Raw genomic sequence first — 15337 nt, forward strand, 5'->3', positions numbered from 1 at the left:
CAAGAGCGTGGCCACCGCAGGCGGACAGGCCGCAGCACTGCTGGCTTCACAGCCCGCAGACGACGGCTGGGAAGAGTTCTGAAACCAAAACAGACCGCCGCAACAAGGCGGCGGCATATCGTGGTGACCGGCCGCAGCGCGGACTAAACGTGAAATTAACGCGGTCGGTCACACTCTCGGCGCGTGAAGCTGCTGCAGGCTGCTTCATGCTTCAGCGGGGTCTCGGGACGACGAATGAGCGAACATCACAACAGAAGGGCTTCCGACCGCATACGCGAGCTGATCGCATTCCGCGTCGGCGAGCAGGAGTTCTGCGTCGACATCATGTCGGTGCGCGAGATCCGCGGCTGGACTCCGGCCACCCCGCTGCCGCATGCGCAGAAATTCATGCGCGGGGTCATCAACCTGCGCGGGACGGTGCTGCCGATCGTCGACCTGTCCGCACGGCTCGGCTTCGGCCTCACGACACCCGAAGCCCGGCATGTCATCATCGTGGTCCGCCTGGGCGAGCAGGAGGCGGGGCTCCTCGTCGACGCGGTCTGCGACATCCTCAGCGTCACCGAGGACATGCTTCAGCCGACGCCCAACGTGGCGAGCGACACGGTACGTTCCTTCATTCGCGGCATACTCGCCGTCGAGGGCCGCATGATCGGCCTCATCGGGCTGGAGCGCATCCTTCCCGACCAATACGAGGCTGATGCCGCATGACGACCGCAGTTCGCTCGACCGCCGGGGAGCGCCAAAAGGCGCTGGTCGAAGGAGAATTCCTTTTCACCAACGACGACTTCCTGTCCATCGCGCGCATGCTCTACGACGATGCGGGGATCGCGCTGTCGGAAAGCAAGGCCTCACTTGTTTATTCTCGGCTTGCCAAGCGCCTGCGCGCGCTGGGCCTCGAAAGCTTCCGCGACTATTGCCAGTTCGTCGGCGGCTCGCAGGGCGTGAGCGAGCGGCAGAACATGCTGGCCGCACTCACCACCAACGTCACGCGCTACTTCCGCGAGCCGCATCACTTCGAGCATCTCAAGACGCGGGTTCTGCCCGAATTGGCCGCCCGCGCCAAGGCGCGCGGCCGCGTGAGAATATGGTCGGCGGGGTGCTCCACCGGGCAGGAGCCCTACTCCATCGCGCTGACGATGCTTGAAGTGCTGCCGGATGCGGCTCAGTACGACGTGCGCATCCTGGCGACGGACATCGACCCCAACGTGGTGGCGACCGGGCGCGCCGGCGTCTATTCCAACGAGGCGGTGCAGCCGGTTCCGGCGGCTTTGCGCGACCGCTGGATGGTGCGCGTGAAGGACGGCGCCCGCGACGCGTGGGGCACGGGCGAGGAGATGCGGCGGCTGGTCTCGTTCCGCGAACTCAACCTCATGGGCAATTGGCCGATGAAGGGCAGGTTCGACGCCATCTTCTGCCGCAACGTGGTGATCTATTTCGACGAACCGACGCAGGCGCGCATCTGGTCGCGCTTCGCGCCGCTGCTCACGCCGGGCGGCAGGCTCTATGTCGGCCATTCGGAGCGCGTCACCGACATGGCCAAATTCGAGACCGACGGCCTGACGACTTACCGCCTCAAGGACGGCACGTCATGAGTTCGGTCAAGGTCCTCGTCGTCGACGACAGCGCCACGATGCGCAGCCTGATCTCGGCCGTGCTGCGCCGCGATCCGGAAATCACCGTCGTGGGGCAGGCGGGCGATCCGCTGGAAGCGCGCGAGGCGATCAAGCAGCTCGACCCGGACGTCATCACGCTCGACGTCGAGATGCCCAACATGAACGGGCTGGCCTTTCTGGAAAAGATCATGCGCCTGCGGCCGATGCCGGTGGTCATGGTCTCGACGCTGACCCAGGTCGGCGCCGATGTCAGCCTCGCCGCTCTCGAGCTTGGCGCGGTGGATTGCGTGGGCAAGCCGACGGCCGGGCTGCCCGCCGAACAGGCCTTTGCCGGGCTGGCCGCCAAGGTGAAGGCCGCGGCGCGTGCGCGCGTGCGCGGCAGCGCCGACCGCGCGCCGAACCATGCCGCGAACGCAAACTTCAAGCCGGACGGCCGCATCGTGGCCATCGGCTCGTCGACCGGCGGGGTCGAGGCGCTGCTGTCGGTCCTCTCGGCCTTTCCGGCCAACTGCCCGCCGACGGTGATTACCCAGCATATGCCGGGCACCTTCACCAGAAGCTTCGCCGAACGGCTCAACCGGGTTTGCGCCGCCCATGTCGAGGAAGCCAGCGAAGGCGCGCAGCTTCGCGCGGGCCAGATCTATCTCGCACCGGGCGGCGACAATCATCTTCAGGTTGTGGGATCGACGCAGCTGCGGTGCAGGCTGGTGCCGGAACCGCCGGTCAACGGCCACCGTCCATCGGTGGACGTGCTGTTCGATTCGGTCGCCAGAACGGCCGGGAGGAGCGCCGTTGGCGTGATCCTCACCGGCATGGGCCGGGACGGCGCGCAGGGGCTGCTTTCAATGCACAACGCGGGCGCGACGACCATCGGCCAGAACGAGCAGACCTCGGTCGTCTACGGCATGCCCAAGGTCGCGTTCGAGATCGGCGGCGTGGAGCGGCAATTGCCGCTCGAACGCATTGGCGCCGAGATCATCAATCGGTGCAACACCACCAGGGAAACAGTCTGATGTGCAGCAGGGGGGCCAGATGCACACACTCAATGAAAGTTCTTCCGATCTAGCAAACCGTCGTGTCTGGTTCGCCGGGGATCGCCGCGTGGCATGGGCCGCGAGGCCGCCCTGCCGTGCGCAAAGGCTGCGGCTATGACGAGCGGCACGATCGAGCACAGCCGGATCGGCAGCGTTCGCTCTACGGCGACGGGCAGCCTGCGGGTGCATGTCGTTCAGGGCGAACAGTTCGTCTCCGAAGATCCCGAGGCGGTGCTGACCACCCTTTTGGGGAGCTGCGTGGCGGCGTGCATGCGCGATCCCGTCGCCGGCATCGGCGGCATGAACCACTTTCTTTTGCCGGGAGGGCGCACGCAAAGCGCCGATACGCAGGCGCAGCGCCACGGCGTGCACGCCATGGAACTGCTGGTCAATGCGCTGCTGTCGCGGGGCGCGCGGCGCGACAGGCTGGAGGCCAAGTTGTTCGGTGGGGCGCGACTGATCGACGGGCTGACGGACGTAGGCAGGCAGAATGCCGAGTTCGCACTGCGGTTTCTCGCCGATGAGGGAATCCGCCATGTCGGCGGCAGCCTGCTGGGCGAACATGGCCGCAAGGTGCAGTTCTGGCCCGTGTCGGGCAGGGCGCGCCAGTCGCTGATGGAGCGCGAAAACATTCAGGTCTTCGACGCCGAAAGGCGCACGCGGCCGATACCTCCGGTCGAGAGCGACGGCTCGGTAGAGCTTTTCTAGGGAACATTTCTTGGCCTGCGGGTGGGCGTTTCTCGCTCGCGGGCCGCAATGTTACAGGGGCCAGCGCAGGTGCCCCGACCATCCATCGTCATCCCGGCCAAAGGAGCGGCTGCGACGGCCGAATCGGGATCTATTGAACGGCGCAGCCGGGGCGGACCAGAGCGACAGCGCGATCTTTGGATCAAGCGCCTCGCTTCAGCATCGTGTCCTTGCGCATTTCACGACGCAAAAACAGGCCTCCACTCCGGACGGCTCTAGAAAAGGTCGACGTCGCCGGCGGCGTCTTCGTCCTTGGCCTGTATGTCGAGGCCGGCCTGGCCGATCGAGCGTATCAGCTCGGTCAGCTTCAGGGTGCCGGTGGCAGCGGTCGTGTCGATGCGCCAGTGCGGATGGGTCGCATCGCCGATTGCGCGGAGAAACTCGGCTACGCCGGCAATGCGCTGTGCGCTGAGGTCGGCGTCCTGCATGGCCTTGACGTAGTCTTCGTCGATCGCGCCGATATTCCATGTGGACCGGGCGATCATGGCCTGGTTGTGGTCGATCCGGCGCGCGATGTCCTCGAGTTCCGAATGGATGCGCGCGAGCACCTCGGTGATGCTCTCGGCATGGCGCAGCGAAACCTCATCGTCGCGTTCGGGAAGGCTCATGCTACTCGTTCCTACGCTTACTCGTAACCTGCGGCCGCATACCACGGCCGGAAAGTGCGGGCGCGGCAGGGTGACCCGCCGCACCAGTCATCGCTAGTGCAACTTGCCCACGATCGCTTCCAGCGCCCGGCGGAGCTGGTCGGGATTGAACGGCTTTGTGAGGTAGTTGTTGAGGCCCAGCTTGCGCCCTTCGTCCAGCACGGCCCGGTCGGGGCTGCCGGTGAGGATCATGAAGGGTACGCGCGATGTCGGCTTGTAGGTGCGGATCGCGTGAAGAAGCTGAAGCCCGTTCATCTTCGGCATGTTCATGTCCGAGATGATGAGATGCGATGGCGTCGCCATCATCATTTTCATAGCCTGCTCGCCGTCGGCGGCAACCTGGATGTTCCGGAAGCCTAACGTCTCGAGCGCATCTCTTACGAGAAGACGGCTCGTCGTCGTGTCGTCGACGACGAGAATTTTCAACTGGGCTAGAAGTGACATGGCACGCTTTCCTCGTTGCACGCGCGAGAATGGCCCGGCTCGCGCGGAATATTCCTGCCTGGCGCCGTCTTCCGCATCGGGGCGTCCAGGTGGGGTTGTTTCGTCAATTCAGCAGACCTTGTCCGCTCTGGTTCTGGGTCAGGACGTTGTCGAGCGCGATGAGGCTGATCATGCGGCCCTCCATCGCGATGACGCCCTTCATGAAGGCGCGGGCCAGCTCGGACGCGACGTTCGGCGTCGCCTGGATGGAGCCGGAGTTCACCGTCAGGATGTCGGAGACCGCATCGACCAGAAGGCCGATGGTCTGGTTTCCGACCTGTGTGATGATGATGACGTGGCGTGCGCTCGGTTCCGCCGGCTCGAAGCCGAGGCGGGCGGCCAGATCGACCACCGGCAGCACCGCGCCGCGCAGGTTGATGACGCCCTTCACGTAGGCGGAAGAGTGCGGCAGCGGCGTCGTCGGCGTCCAGCCGCGAATGTCGCGCACCGACATGATGTCGACGCAGAATTCCTGCTCGCCAAGACGGAAGGCGATCAACTCGTTGTTGGCGGTCACGTCTTGTTCCCTGACCTGCGTCATGCTGCGCTCCTCTTGCGATTGGCCTCTGCGCGCGCTGCGTCCTGGCGCGATCCGGCGACGATTGCATCGACATCCAGAATGACGGCCACCCTGCCGTCGCCCAGAATGGTCGCTGCCGCCACGCCGAAGACGTGGCCATAGTTGGTTTCAAGGCTCTTGATGACCACCTGCTGCTGCCCGATGATGCCATCGACCATCAGCGCGCACTGGGTCTGGTTCTCGGTCTCGACCATCACCGCGACGCTTTGCAGCGGGTCGGCCTCGTCCTCGCGATAGCTCAGCACCGAGCCGACATCGACCAGCGGGATGAACGAGCCGCGAATGGCGATGACGCGCGCCTTCTCGCCGAGGCCGTGGACGTCGGCCGCCTTCGGCTGCAGCGTCTCGACGATGGCCGACAGCGGCACCACGAGCGTCTGGCCGGCCACGGTGACGACCATGCCGTCAAGGACCGCCAGCGTCAGCGGCAGCGAAAGCGAGAAGGTTGTGCCGTGGCCGGGCCGCGACGAGATGGTGATGCGGCCGCCCAGCGCCTGGATAGAGCGGCGCACGACATCCATGCCGACGCCGCGTCCCGAAACGTCGGAGATGGTGGCCGCGGTGGAAAAGCCCGGCGCGAAGATGAGGTCGTCTATCTCGGCGTCGGTAAGCTGTGCGTCGGCATCGATGATGCCCTTCTTGACCGCGATCTCGCGAACCTTGGCGCGATTGATGCCTGCGCCGTCGTCGGACACCTCGATGACCACGCGGCCGGACCGGTGCGCCGCGATCATGCGGACCACGCCCTGTTCCGGCTTGCCGGCGGCGACGCGGTCTTCCGGCTTTTCGAGCCCGTGGTCGATGGCGTTGCGGATCATGTGGGTGAGGGGATCGGCAAGGCGCTCGATCACCGTCTTGTCGACCTCGCAGTTTTCGCCCTCGGTGACCAGACGGACCGACTTGCCGGTCATGTCGGCCACCTCGCGCACAACGCGGGCCATGCGCTGGAAGATCGGGCGCACCGGCTGGGCGCGGATCGCCATGACGGAGTCCTGGATCTCACGGGTCAGGTGCTCCAGATCGTCGAGGCCGACGGCCACGTCGGAGAGGCGTGCGATGCCCGCTTCCGTGACGCGCTGCGCCAGCATCGACTGGTTGATGACCAGTTCGCCGACAAGGTCGATCAGCCGGTCGACGCGGTCGAGATCGACGCGGATCGTTGCGCCGGGCTGTTGGCCGGCCTGTTGCGGTGCGGCCTGCGTGTTGGCGCTGGCGGGGGCTTTCGCCGGCGCCACCGGAGCCACGGCTTCGACGGGAGCAGGCGACGGCGCTGCCGCCAGTTCGGCGAAAACGACCGGCGCTATTGCGGGTGCGGCGACCACTTCGACCGCTGCTTGGGCGGTCACCTGCGCCAGCACCGCCTTGACGGTGTCTTCGGCTGTCGCCTCGTCCATGCCCTCGCGGACCGGCCGGACCGAAAGGTCACAATCGAACTCCACGAACTCGAAGATTTCGCGCACGGAGCGCTCGTCGGCTTCGGTTTCGAGGCTGATCTTCCAGGTGAGGTATGCGCCTTCGGGGTCAATCTCGCCCAGCAGTGGAACTTGCGAGGCGTCGCAGGCAACCTTCATGTCGCCCAGGCGACCAAGCTCGCGCAGCAGGCGCAGCGGGTCGTTGGCCTTGGCATAGAGTTCGGCGCGGGGCGCGAAGGCGATCTCGAAACCCTTCAGATTGCCCGCGGCCCCGTCGTCGGCCAGCATGTTGTCGAAGTCGATCTTGACCGGCGCGAAGCCGAACTCGTCGGTCTCCGGCTCGTTTGCTGCCGTGTCGCCGCCGAAATCGAAGGCGACCGGCGTCGGCGCGAAACCGAACTCGTCCACCTGCCCGTCGCCGAAAGCCACGACGGGTTCCAAGGCTGCCTGAGGGGCAGGGGCTGGAGCAGGCGCAGCACCGCTGGCCCGCGAAAGCTCGTCGGCCATCTGCGACACGCGCGTCTCGTCCATCTCGCCGCCATCGCGCGAGATGCGCACGAGGTCGGCCAGAATGTCGGCGGAGCGCAGCATCAGCTTAACGATCTGCGGCGTGATTTCCAGCTTGCCGCTGCGCATGCCGTCGAGCGTGGTTTCGAAGGTGTGGGCGAAGCGGACGAGGTCGTCCAGCCCGAAGGCGCCCGCGCCTCCCTTGATCGAGTGAACGGCGCGGAAGACGGCGTTGATCGTCTCCAGATCGCCCTCCTCGCGCTCGATCATCATCAGGCCGTCCTCCATCTCGGCGAGCTGCTCCTCGCACTCCTGGAAGAAGGTCTGCTTGATGGCGGCCATCGTATCCATGAGACGCTATCCTCTCTCGTTTACGCGGCGACGCGATTGATCGCGGTGACAAGCTTGACGGGGTCGAACGGCTTGATGATCCAGCCGCTGGCGCCGGCGCGGCGCGCGCGGTCCTTCTTGTCGTCGGTGCTTTCGGTGGTCAGCACGAGGATCGGAATGGCGCGGTGCTTGCCGTTGCCGCGCACGGCCTCGATGAAGCCGAAGCCGTCCATGCGCGGCATGTTGATGTCGGTGATGATGACGTCCGGCTCGCAGCTTTCCAGCACTTCGAGGCCGTGGATGCCGTCTTCGGCCTGCACGACTTCCATGCCGGCGTCCAGCAGCGCGGCCTTGAGCATCTCGCGGATGGTGCGCGAATCGTCGACGGTCAGGATTGTCTTGGGCATCGTCAGGCGCTCCTTGCCGTGAACTGCGTGAGGTCGAGGCCTGCGATGCGGATCGCGTCGGCGAATGCGGCGGAGGGCTCCTCGATGGTCAGCTCGGCGCCGTCGGCACCCCAGGTGGCGGCCGCCGAGAGCAGCACCTGCAGGCATTGCCCGCCCACGCGCTCCACCTGCGACGCGTCGAGCGTCAGATCCTTGCCGCGCGCCGCGATCAGTTCGGCCGCCAGCGGTCCTGCCGCCTTGATGTCGAGTTCGTCCGGAAGCGTCATGCTCCCCGTAGCGGGTTTGCCCATGCCCCTCTCCTCTAGAATTCTTCCCAATCGGAAGCTTCTGGCCCCACCGCGAGAGCTGTCGCCCCTGCGGTTGCATAAACCGGCCGCCCCCGCGCCGGCGGTGAAACTGGTTCTGCCGCCCGCGGCCTTGCACGCGGGGCGCCGTCCAGCACGAAGGCGGACACGCCCTGCGCCAGTGTGGCGGCCTCGCTGCGCAGCGAGTGCACGGCGGCCGTCGTCTGCTCGACCATGGCCGCGTTCTGCTGCGTGCCCCGATCCATCTCGCTGACGGCGGTGTTGATGTCGGAAAGGCCGATCGACTGCTCGCGCGACGACGATGCAATACCGGCGACCAGGCCGTCGATCTCGACCACGCTGGCGATGATGCGCTCGGACACCTCGCCGGTCTCGGCCATAAGCTTGACGCCCTGCTCCACCTGGGCGGAGCTGGTCGAGATCAGCGTCTTGATCTGCTTGGCGGCACCGGCCGAGCGCTGCGCAAGTGCCCGCACCTCGGATGCCACCACGGCGAAGCCCTTGCCCGCTTCGCCTGCGCGCGCCGCTTCCACGCCGGCGTTGAGCGCCAGCAGGTTGGTCTGGAACGCGATCTCGTCGATGACGCCGATGATCTGCGAAATCTCGTGCGAGGATTTTGCGATGGCGCTGATAGCCTGGACGGCGCTGCGCACGATCTCGCCGGAATGGCGGGCTTCGTCGCGGGTGGAAACTACTTTGGCGGCTGCCTGAGATGTGCCCTCTGCGGCGCGCTTGACGCTGTCGGTGATCTGGTTGAGCGCGGCGGCGGTCTGCTCCAGCCGCATCGCCTGCTGCTCGGTGCGCCGCGACAGGTCGTCGGCCGCGCGGCCGACCTCCTCCGAACTGGAACCGATGCTGTCCGCCGACTGGGCGACCGAGGAAAGCGTGCCGGCCAGCGCCGCGGCGGTCTGGTTGAAGTCTGCCTTGAGCTGGTCGAACTCCGGCGCCAGCCGGTCGTCGAGCCGCGTCGTCAGGTCGCCGGCGGCAATGCTGCCAAGCGCCCGTGAGATCGCCTTGATCGCCTCGCTCTGGCGGCGTTCCGACTCCAGCCGGGCTTCTTCGGCTTCTTCGCGCTTCTCGTCCAGCGCCTCCAGATAGGTGGAGATGGCGAGATCCATGTCGAGCATCATCGCCTTGAGCAGCGCGACAAGCGCGGCGCTCATGGCTTCCGGGCCGCTGCGCGAGAAGAGGCGCGGCCACTGGTCCTTCACCACTGCGGTGACCAGATGCTCCGCGATGAGCGCGTATCCACCGATATACCAGGTGGGTTCGAGCCCGAGCCGTGCATGGGTCTTGCCGATGCGCCGCACGGCCTGTTCGTAGCCATCGCCATACGTGGCCTCGGCTATTCCCGACCAGTGGGCCTCCTGCCGGCCCTTGGCGGAGACGACGTGGCTGTCGGAGGAAAAGAACGTGCTGGTCTGGGGGGTGGCGCGAACCTTGTCGTAGAAGACGGAAAGCGCATCGCAGATATTACGAGAAAGCAGAGGCTTCAGCGTCCGCAGATTCTCGCGGGTTCCGGAATCAATGCCGAAGAAGTCGAGCCGCTGCGCGAGCGTCACCTGTTTCGCATGCGATGCGACCATTGACGGAAAGTCCCGAGCCGCCGGGTGAAGCGGCCATGCGCTGATCTGGAAAAATCGACATTCCGGTCCAGCCGGATCGGGAGCGCGGCATCATGCCTTTGGTCGTTCCCCCACCAAGCCCCTATGCCTGAATAAGCGGGGATTGGTTTAGTTGATGTTAACACAGGCCCCACGCTGCAAGGGCGCTGCGGTTACGTTGGGGAATCGGGCGCAAAAGCGAAACGACCGGCGACCTCGCGGCCGCCGGTCGTTTCGTTTGCAGAATAGTGCGTCAGGCGTTCTGCGCCGCGACGACGATGATCTCGACCTTGTATTTCGGCGCTGCCAGCTTGGCCTCGCCGGTGGCACGGGCAGGCGCGTTGCCGGCCGGCACCCAAGCGTCCCATGCCGCATTCATCTCGGCGAAGTCGGCCATGTCGGCAAGCCAGATCTGTGCGGTGAGGATACGCTCCTTCGACGAGCCGGAGAGTGCCAGCAGGCGGTCGATCTCGGCCAGAATGGACTGGGTCTGCTCCTTGACGGACGCGCCTTCGCCAACCTGGCCCGCCAGATAGACGATGCCGTTGTGGATGTTGGCCTGGCTCATGCGGGGGCCGGTTTCGTGACGAACGATGCTCATGGGAACCTCTCCTGTTTGGCTGGGCGCGTTCTATTGCCTTCACACTGGGCAGGCAATGGCTCAGACGAAAAGCGGGCTCACACGAAACGCGCGCGTTCGGCCTCGACCGCGGCGGCGATGAAAGCCGATACCGCCTGCACGCGCCGCAGGGGCCTGACCGTCTCGTGATAGACCAGCCAATATCCGCGCCGGATTGGCGGTGCGATGGCGACCGGCACGAGGTCTTCATGAGCGCGGGCGATGAAGGTGTGCAGGATGCCGATGCCGGCGCCCGAGCGCACGGCTTCGACCTGCCCCAGCGCCGAGGACACGGCGAAGCTCGCCTGCCAGTCGGGCATGATCTCGGGCCCGTAGTCGAGCGACAGGCTGATGAGCAGGTCGGGCACGTAGCCGATCAGCCGGTGCTGCTTCAGGTCGGCGACGCTCCGTGGCAAGCCATACCGTTCGGCGTAGTCGCGCGAGGCGTAGAGGCTGAGCGTGTAGTCGACCAGCTTGCCGGCCACCAGCCGGCCTTCCGTGGGGCGCTCGACCGTAATGGCGATGTCGGCCTCGCGCCGCGACAGGGAGAACGAGCGCGGCACCGGCACGAGCTGGATCGACAGTCCGGGGTGGCGCTCGGTCAGTGCGCCCAGCCTGGGTGCCAGAAACGCCACGCCGAAACCGTCCGGCGCCCCGATGCGCACCACGCCTGCAATCTCGTCGCTTTCCCCGGCAATCTCGGCGCGCGCGGCGATCATGTCCGCCTCGATGCGTTCGGCTACGTTGAGAAAGCGTTCGCCTTCCTCGGTAAGTTCGGAGCCCGTGGTCAGGCGGCGGAACAGCTTCGCGCCCAGCGCGCGCTCAAGCGCGGCGATACGGCGCGAAACGGTGGCGTGGTTAAGCTCGAGGCGGCGGGCCGCTCCGAGGATTTGTCCTGCCCGCGCCACCGCCAGGAAAATGCGCACATCGTCCCAGTTCATGGGTAGCTGCAATGGTTGGGAGGGGCGGCGTCGATACCCCCACCCATCAAGGGGGAGGGGGACAGCAGCGTGGCAGCCGTCTCGAAGGAACCAATGGCAAGCAGCATCGGCTCAGAATCCCCCAGCCCCTTGAGGGGTGGGGTAAGGGGTGGGGGTATCTTTGCCCCCAACCTGCCTGAGGAAAAGGCTGCGCAGAAAATAGGTGCCATCACCCCACTATGCAGAATTTCGGGTTCGCTGACAAACGGAACATCATCCTGCGCACAACGGTTGCGAGCGGGCTCGCGTTGCATTCACGCGGGGGAAGGGGGACAATGGCGTAACGGACAAGAGACGGTTTCAGGGAGTGACGTCATGATCGAGGTCGGACATTTCATCGGTGGCAAGCGCGTCGCGGGCAAGAGCGGGCGCAGCCAGGACATCATGCAGCCGATGGACGGCTCGGTGCGCGGCAAGGTGGCGCTGGCCTCCAAGGACGAGCTTCGTGAGGCGGTGGAGAATGCCAAGGCGGCGCAGCCGGCCTGGGCGGCAACCAATCCGCAGCGCCGCGTGCGCGTACTGATGAAGTTCCTCGACCTCGTCCAGAACGAATATGATGAGCTGGCCGAAACACTGGCGCGCGAGCACGGCAAGACCATCGCCGACGCCAAGGGCGACATCCAGCGCGGGCTGGAAGTGGTGGAGGTGTGCATTGGCGCGCCGCACCTGATGAAGGGCGAGTTCACCGACGGCGCCGGCCCCGGCATCGACGTCTATTCGATGCGCCAGGCGCTGGGCGTGGTGGCTGGCATCACGCCGTTCAACTTTCCCGCCATGATCCCGCTTTGGAAGATCGCGCCGGCTATCGCCTGCGGCAACGCCTTTATCCTCAAGCCTTCCGAGCGCGACCCGTCCGTGCCGATGCGCATCGCGGAACTGTTCATCGAGGCGGGTCTGCCTGCCGGCATTCTCAACGTCGTCAACGGCGACAAGGAAGTGGTGGATGCAATCCTCGACGACGCGGACATCAAGGCCGTCGGCTTCGTCGGCTCCACCCCGATCGCCCAGTACATCTATTCGCGCGCGACGGCCAACGGCAAGCGGGCCCAGTGCTTCGGCGGCGCGAAGAACCACATGATAATCATGCCCGACGCCGACATGGACCAGACGGTCGATGCGTTGATCGGCGCGGGTTACGGCTCGGCCGGCGAGCGCTGCATGGCGATCTCGGTTGCAGTGCCGGTCGGCAAGGAGACCGCCGACCGCTTGATGGAGAAGCTGGTTCCCCGGGTTGAGAGCCTGAAGGTCGGCCCGTCGACCGACAATTCGGCAGATTTCGGCCCGGTCGTGACCAAGGAAGCGCTGGCGCGCATCAAGGGTTACGTAGACACCGGCATCAAGGAAGGCGCCAAGCTCGTCGTGGACGGTCGCGACTTCTCGATGCAGGGCTACGAAAACGGATACTACATGGGCGGCTGCCTTTTCGACGACGTGACCGCCGACATGCGCATCTACAAGGAAGAAATCTTCGGGCCGGTGCTGTCGGTCGTCCGCGCGCCGACCTACGAGAGCGCCATCAAGCTCGCCAACGACCACGAGATGGGCAACGGCGTGGCGATCTTCACCCGCGACGGCGACGCGGCGCGCGACTTCGCCTCGCGCGTGCAGGTGGGCATGGTGGGCGTCAACGTGCCGATCCCCGTGCCGATCGCGTACTACACCTTCGGTGGCTGGAAGGCCTCGTCCTTCGGCGACCTCAACCAGCACGGCGCGGACGCCTTCCGCTTCTACACAAAGACCAAGACGGTCACCTCGCGCTGGCCGTCCGGTGTCAAGGACGGCGCGGAGTTTGTGATCCCGACGATGAACTGAGCCGCACTCCATAGTTTTTAGAAACGGGCGTCTTCGGACGCCCGTTTTGCTTTGCCGATGGGGTGCGCCGGGAGGCGACAAGTTTCCGTGATGGAACGATGTGACGGCGAATCGCTTTTATCTACAACGTCCGCTGCATGTGGCGCGGGCATTTTGGATGAAGCCGGGGCCACGGCAAGGTCGGAAAGAGTAGTGGCAACCGGCGCGCAGGAGGCTGCAATGGCACGCGTTCCGTTTATCACTCCCCTTCTTACGGCTGCCGCCATCGTCGCGGCCTCGCCGCTTGCTTCCGCCACTAGCCCGGAGTTGCTGACGCAGCCGTTGCCCGCACAGGAACTCGAGACGCCTGCTATGGGCGTCAACATGCTGGGCATGGCGATGTGCGGCGAGCGCCACGAAGTGGTCGCCGAACTCTCACAGCAATACAACGAAACGCCGATGGCCGTGGGTCAGGTAGACGGCAATGCCGTGGTCGAGATCCTCGTGTCCGAGACTGGCAGCTGGACTATCCTTGCGACAGGCACGGACGGCAAGAGCTGCATCGTGTCGGCCGGAGAAGGCTTCGAAAGCACGACGCTGGTGCGCGGCGTAGACGCCTGACCATCAGCGGCGCGCGGCCTGCTCCGCAAGCTGGCGGAGCATGGCCATGAGTCTCTCGGCCTCGCGCGCCGCCAGCCGCTCGTCCTTTTCCATAACGGCCTTTATCAGGAGCACATGGTGCTCGGCAGACTGCGCGAGCCCCGACCCGCTCTGGTAGCGATACCAGAAGCGGCGGCTGTGAGTTTGCAACGGCGCTGCGACCCGTACGGCAAACTCGTTGTCTGACGCCTCGGCCAGCACCTCGTCCAGGTGCTTGTCCGCTTCGAGAAAGGCAATGACGTCGCTGCGCGACACTGCGTCCTTCATGCCGCCTGCCGCATCGTGAAGGCGCGAGATCATCCTTTCGGACACATGCCTGGCCGCTGACCGCGCCAGCACGATCTCAACCCCGGTGCGCGCATCCACGACCAGCGGCCAGTCCGCCGCTTTGAGCGGGGCGATAGCCAGTCCCGCACGCGGCCGGACCTCGATCAGCCCTTCCCACGCCAGCCGCTGGATCGCCTCGCGAACAGGCGTGCGTCCTAGAGAGAGCCGTTCGATCAGCATTCCTTCGGTGGTGGTTTCTCCCGGTGCGAGCTCGAGCGTCACGATCATGCGCTCCAGCGCTCGGTAGGCGCGCTGGGCGGCAGGCTCCGTCACCGCTTCGGTGGCTTGGCTCATCAAGCTGCTCCCTGTCCTCGACATTTGATATATCAGCACCCGCTGGCCATTGACAGGCTTCGATCCTCAGATATATTTCTGATATATCAGAAGGAGAGAAGCCATGTGGGCAGGCGTCATACCAGCCGTGACGACGAAATTCACGGCAGACGATGAACTCGATCACGCCGAGATGGAGCGCTGCTTTGCGCTTCAGATCGAAGCGGGTTGCGACGGGCTGATCGTCTGTGGCTCGCTGGGCGAAGGGCCGATGCTGCATGCAGACGAGAAACTGGCGGTGCTGAAGACGGCGCAGTCGGCGGCCGGCGGAAAGCCGGTGCTTCTGACCGTGAACGAGCCTGCGACGCGGGATGCGTGCACCTTGGCGAAGGCCGCCGCAAAGGCCGGCGCGCACGGTCTGATGGTCGTGCCCAGCCCGATCTACCACACCAACCCGGAGGAGACGGTAGCGACCCTCAAGGCGGTCGCGGCGGCGGGCGACCTGCCGGTGATGATCTACTCCAACCGGCTGGCCTACCGCGTCGACGTCACCATCCCGATCATGGAGGAGCTGGCTGGCGACGCGCGGTTCGTCGCGGTCAAGGAATCGTCCGACGACATCCGCCGCTCGACCGAGATCGTCAACGCCTTCGGCGACCGCTTCGACCTTTTCACCGGCGTGGACAATCTGGCCTTCGAGGCGCTGTCGGTCGGTGCGGTCGGCTGGGTGGCTGGGCTGGTCACGGCGTTTCCGCGCGAGACGGTCGCGATCTACCAGCTCATGAAACAGGGTCGGCGCGACGAGGCGCTTTCCATCTACCGCTGGTTCCGCCCGCTGCTCGACCTCGATGTCTCGACCTATCTGGTTCAGAACATCAAGCTAGCCGAAGTTCACGCCATCGGCTCGAACGAGCGGGTGCGCGCGCCGCGGATGCCGCTGTTCGGCGAGCGCCGCGCCGCCGTCGAGAAGGTCATCGTCGATGCGCTGGCCGTGCGGCCGAAACTGCCGGCTTTTTAG

Annotated in this window: 17 protein-coding genes; 7 read left to right on the top strand and 10 right to left on the bottom strand. The window is 65.6% G+C overall.

From position 1 onward, the window contains the following. The first annotated feature begins 234 nt into the window (after positions 1 to 234). The 4 genes from FY036_RS03970 (at position 235) to FY036_RS03985 (ending at position 3355) form a co-directional block, all read left to right on the top strand. A complete protein-coding gene (locus tag FY036_RS03970; RefSeq protein ID WP_148913415.1) occupies positions 235 to 708 on the top strand; it encodes a chemotaxis protein CheW in 474 nt (157 codons plus the stop codon). Further along, positions 705 to 1592, top strand: a complete 888-nt coding sequence (locus FY036_RS03975; protein WP_148913416.1) for a CheR family methyltransferase — start codon at positions 705 to 707, stop codon at positions 1590 to 1592. The genes FY036_RS03970 and FY036_RS03975 overlap by 4 nt, the downstream gene beginning before the upstream one ends. Beyond that, a complete protein-coding gene (locus FY036_RS03980; protein WP_148913417.1) occupies positions 1589 to 2626 on the top strand; it encodes a protein-glutamate methylesterase/protein-glutamine glutaminase in 1038 nt (345 codons plus the stop codon). Before FY036_RS03975 ends, FY036_RS03980 begins: the two co-directional genes overlap by 4 nt. 135 nt (positions 2627 to 2761) lie before the next feature. Further along, complete coding sequence (locus FY036_RS03985; RefSeq protein WP_148913557.1) at positions 2762 to 3355, top strand: chemotaxis protein CheD; 594 nt, start codon at positions 2762 to 2764, stop codon at positions 3353 to 3355. A 254-nt stretch (positions 3356 to 3609) separates the two neighbouring features. Here FY036_RS03985 and FY036_RS03990 read toward each other — a convergent pair whose 3' ends face one another. The 9 genes from FY036_RS03990 to FY036_RS04030 form a co-directional block, all read right to left on the bottom strand. Further along, positions 3610 to 4002 carry a hypothetical protein gene (locus FY036_RS03990; protein ID WP_148913418.1) on the bottom strand — a complete coding sequence of 131 codons (393 nt, stop codon included), beginning with the start codon at positions 4000 to 4002 and terminating at the stop codon, positions 3610 to 3612. A gap of 93 nt (positions 4003 to 4095) precedes the next feature. Then, positions 4096 to 4485 carry a response regulator gene (locus FY036_RS03995; RefSeq protein ID WP_148913419.1) on the bottom strand — a complete coding sequence of 130 codons (390 nt, stop codon included), beginning with the start codon at positions 4483 to 4485 and terminating at the stop codon, positions 4096 to 4098. Positions 4486 to 4588: 103 nt separating this feature from the next. Continuing rightward, a complete protein-coding gene (locus FY036_RS04000; RefSeq protein WP_148913420.1) occupies positions 4589 to 5065 on the bottom strand; it encodes a chemotaxis protein CheW in 477 nt (158 codons plus the stop codon). Then, positions 5062 to 7374, bottom strand: a complete 2313-nt coding sequence (locus FY036_RS04005; RefSeq protein WP_148913421.1) for a chemotaxis protein CheA — start codon at positions 7372 to 7374, stop codon at positions 5062 to 5064. The genes FY036_RS04000 and FY036_RS04005 overlap by 4 nt, the downstream gene beginning before the upstream one ends. A gap of 20 nt (positions 7375 to 7394) precedes the next feature. After that, a complete protein-coding gene (locus FY036_RS04010) occupies positions 7395 to 7760 on the bottom strand; it encodes a response regulator (protein WP_148913422.1) in 366 nt (121 codons plus the stop codon). 2 nt (positions 7761 to 7762) lie between these two features. Beyond that, positions 7763 to 8050, bottom strand: a complete 288-nt coding sequence (locus FY036_RS04015; RefSeq protein ID WP_148913423.1) for an STAS domain-containing protein — start codon at positions 8048 to 8050, stop codon at positions 7763 to 7765. An 11-nt stretch (positions 8051 to 8061) separates the two neighbouring features. Continuing rightward, positions 8062 to 9651: a globin-coupled sensor protein gene (locus FY036_RS04020; RefSeq protein ID WP_148913424.1), complete on the bottom strand. Its 1590-nt coding sequence runs from the start codon at positions 9649 to 9651 to the stop codon at positions 8062 to 8064. A 271-nt stretch (positions 9652 to 9922) separates the two neighbouring features. Continuing rightward, a complete protein-coding gene (locus FY036_RS04025; protein WP_148913425.1) occupies positions 9923 to 10270 on the bottom strand; it encodes a RidA family protein in 348 nt (115 codons plus the stop codon). A gap of 77 nt (positions 10271 to 10347) precedes the next feature. Beyond that, entirely contained in the window at positions 10348 to 11229 is an 882-nt protein-coding gene (locus FY036_RS04030; protein ID WP_148913426.1) for a LysR family transcriptional regulator, read from the bottom strand. Positions 11230 to 11583: 354 nt separating this feature from the next. On the opposite strand from FY036_RS04030, the gene FY036_RS04035 reads away from it, so the two are divergent. Next, positions 11584 to 13080: a CoA-acylating methylmalonate-semialdehyde dehydrogenase gene (locus tag FY036_RS04035; protein WP_148913427.1), complete on the top strand. Its 1497-nt coding sequence runs from the start codon at positions 11584 to 11586 to the stop codon at positions 13078 to 13080. Between the two features lie 219 nt (positions 13081 to 13299). Further along, a complete protein-coding gene (locus FY036_RS04040; RefSeq protein WP_148913428.1) occupies positions 13300 to 13680 on the top strand; it encodes a hypothetical protein in 381 nt (126 codons plus the stop codon). 3 nt (positions 13681 to 13683) lie between these two features. Here the strand turns inward: FY036_RS04040 and FY036_RS04045 are convergent, their stop codons facing one another. Continuing rightward, positions 13684 to 14340, bottom strand: a complete 657-nt coding sequence (locus FY036_RS04045) for a GntR family transcriptional regulator (RefSeq protein WP_148913429.1) — start codon at positions 14338 to 14340, stop codon at positions 13684 to 13686. A gap of 103 nt (positions 14341 to 14443) precedes the next feature. On the opposite strand from FY036_RS04045, the gene FY036_RS04050 reads away from it, so the two are divergent. Beyond that, positions 14444 to 15337: a dihydrodipicolinate synthase family protein gene (locus tag FY036_RS04050; RefSeq protein WP_148913430.1), complete on the top strand. Its 894-nt coding sequence runs from the start codon at positions 14444 to 14446 to the stop codon at positions 15335 to 15337.

Origin of the sequence: Neoaquamicrobium microcysteis (genome assembly GCF_008180155.1) — a bacterium.
Taxonomy (GTDB): Bacteria; Pseudomonadota; Alphaproteobacteria; order Rhizobiales; family Rhizobiaceae; genus Aerobium; species Aerobium microcysteis.

What these genes read in the sequence shown, in the direction of transcription:
- FY036_RS03985 (WP_148913557.1), top strand. Translation starts at nt 2,762, where the DNA reads ATGACGAGCGGCACGATCGAGCACAGCCGGATCGGCAGCGTTCGCTCT.
- FY036_RS04015 (WP_148913423.1), bottom strand. Translation starts at nt 8,050, where the DNA reads ATGGGCAAACCCGCTACGGGGAGCATGACGCTTCCGGACGAACTCGAC.
- FY036_RS04040 (WP_148913428.1), top strand. Translation starts at nt 13,300, where the DNA reads ATGGCACGCGTTCCGTTTATCACTCCCCTTCTTACGGCTGCCGCCATC.
- FY036_RS04030 (WP_148913426.1), bottom strand. Translation starts at nt 11,229, where the DNA reads ATGAACTGGGACGATGTGCGCATTTTCCTGGCGGTGGCGCGGGCAGGA.
- FY036_RS03980 (WP_148913417.1), top strand. Translation starts at nt 1,589, where the DNA reads ATGAGTTCGGTCAAGGTCCTCGTCGTCGACGACAGCGCCACGATGCGC.
- FY036_RS04050 (WP_148913430.1), top strand. Translation starts at nt 14,444, where the DNA reads ATGTGGGCAGGCGTCATACCAGCCGTGACGACGAAATTCACGGCAGAC.
- FY036_RS04045 (WP_148913429.1), bottom strand. Translation starts at nt 14,340, where the DNA reads ATGAGCCAAGCCACCGAAGCGGTGACGGAGCCTGCCGCCCAGCGCGCC.
- FY036_RS04025 (WP_148913425.1), bottom strand. Translation starts at nt 10,270, where the DNA reads ATGAGCATCGTTCGTCACGAAACCGGCCCCCGCATGAGCCAGGCCAAC.
- FY036_RS03970 (WP_148913415.1), top strand. Translation starts at nt 235, where the DNA reads ATGAGCGAACATCACAACAGAAGGGCTTCCGACCGCATACGCGAGCTG.
- FY036_RS04035 (WP_148913427.1), top strand. Translation starts at nt 11,584, where the DNA reads ATGATCGAGGTCGGACATTTCATCGGTGGCAAGCGCGTCGCGGGCAAG.
- FY036_RS04020 (WP_148913424.1), bottom strand. Translation starts at nt 9,651, where the DNA reads ATGGTCGCATCGCATGCGAAACAGGTGACGCTCGCGCAGCGGCTCGAC.
- FY036_RS04000 (WP_148913420.1), bottom strand. Translation starts at nt 5,065, where the DNA reads ATGACGCAGGTCAGGGAACAAGACGTGACCGCCAACAACGAGTTGATC.
- FY036_RS04005 (WP_148913421.1), bottom strand. Translation starts at nt 7,374, where the DNA reads ATGGATACGATGGCCGCCATCAAGCAGACCTTCTTCCAGGAGTGCGAG.
- FY036_RS04010 (WP_148913422.1), bottom strand. Translation starts at nt 7,760, where the DNA reads ATGCCCAAGACAATCCTGACCGTCGACGATTCGCGCACCATCCGCGAG.
- FY036_RS03995 (WP_148913419.1), bottom strand. Translation starts at nt 4,485, where the DNA reads ATGTCACTTCTAGCCCAGTTGAAAATTCTCGTCGTCGACGACACGACG.
- FY036_RS03975 (WP_148913416.1), top strand. Translation starts at nt 705, where the DNA reads ATGACGACCGCAGTTCGCTCGACCGCCGGGGAGCGCCAAAAGGCGCTG.
- FY036_RS03990 (WP_148913418.1), bottom strand. Translation starts at nt 4,002, where the DNA reads ATGAGCCTTCCCGAACGCGACGATGAGGTTTCGCTGCGCCATGCCGAG.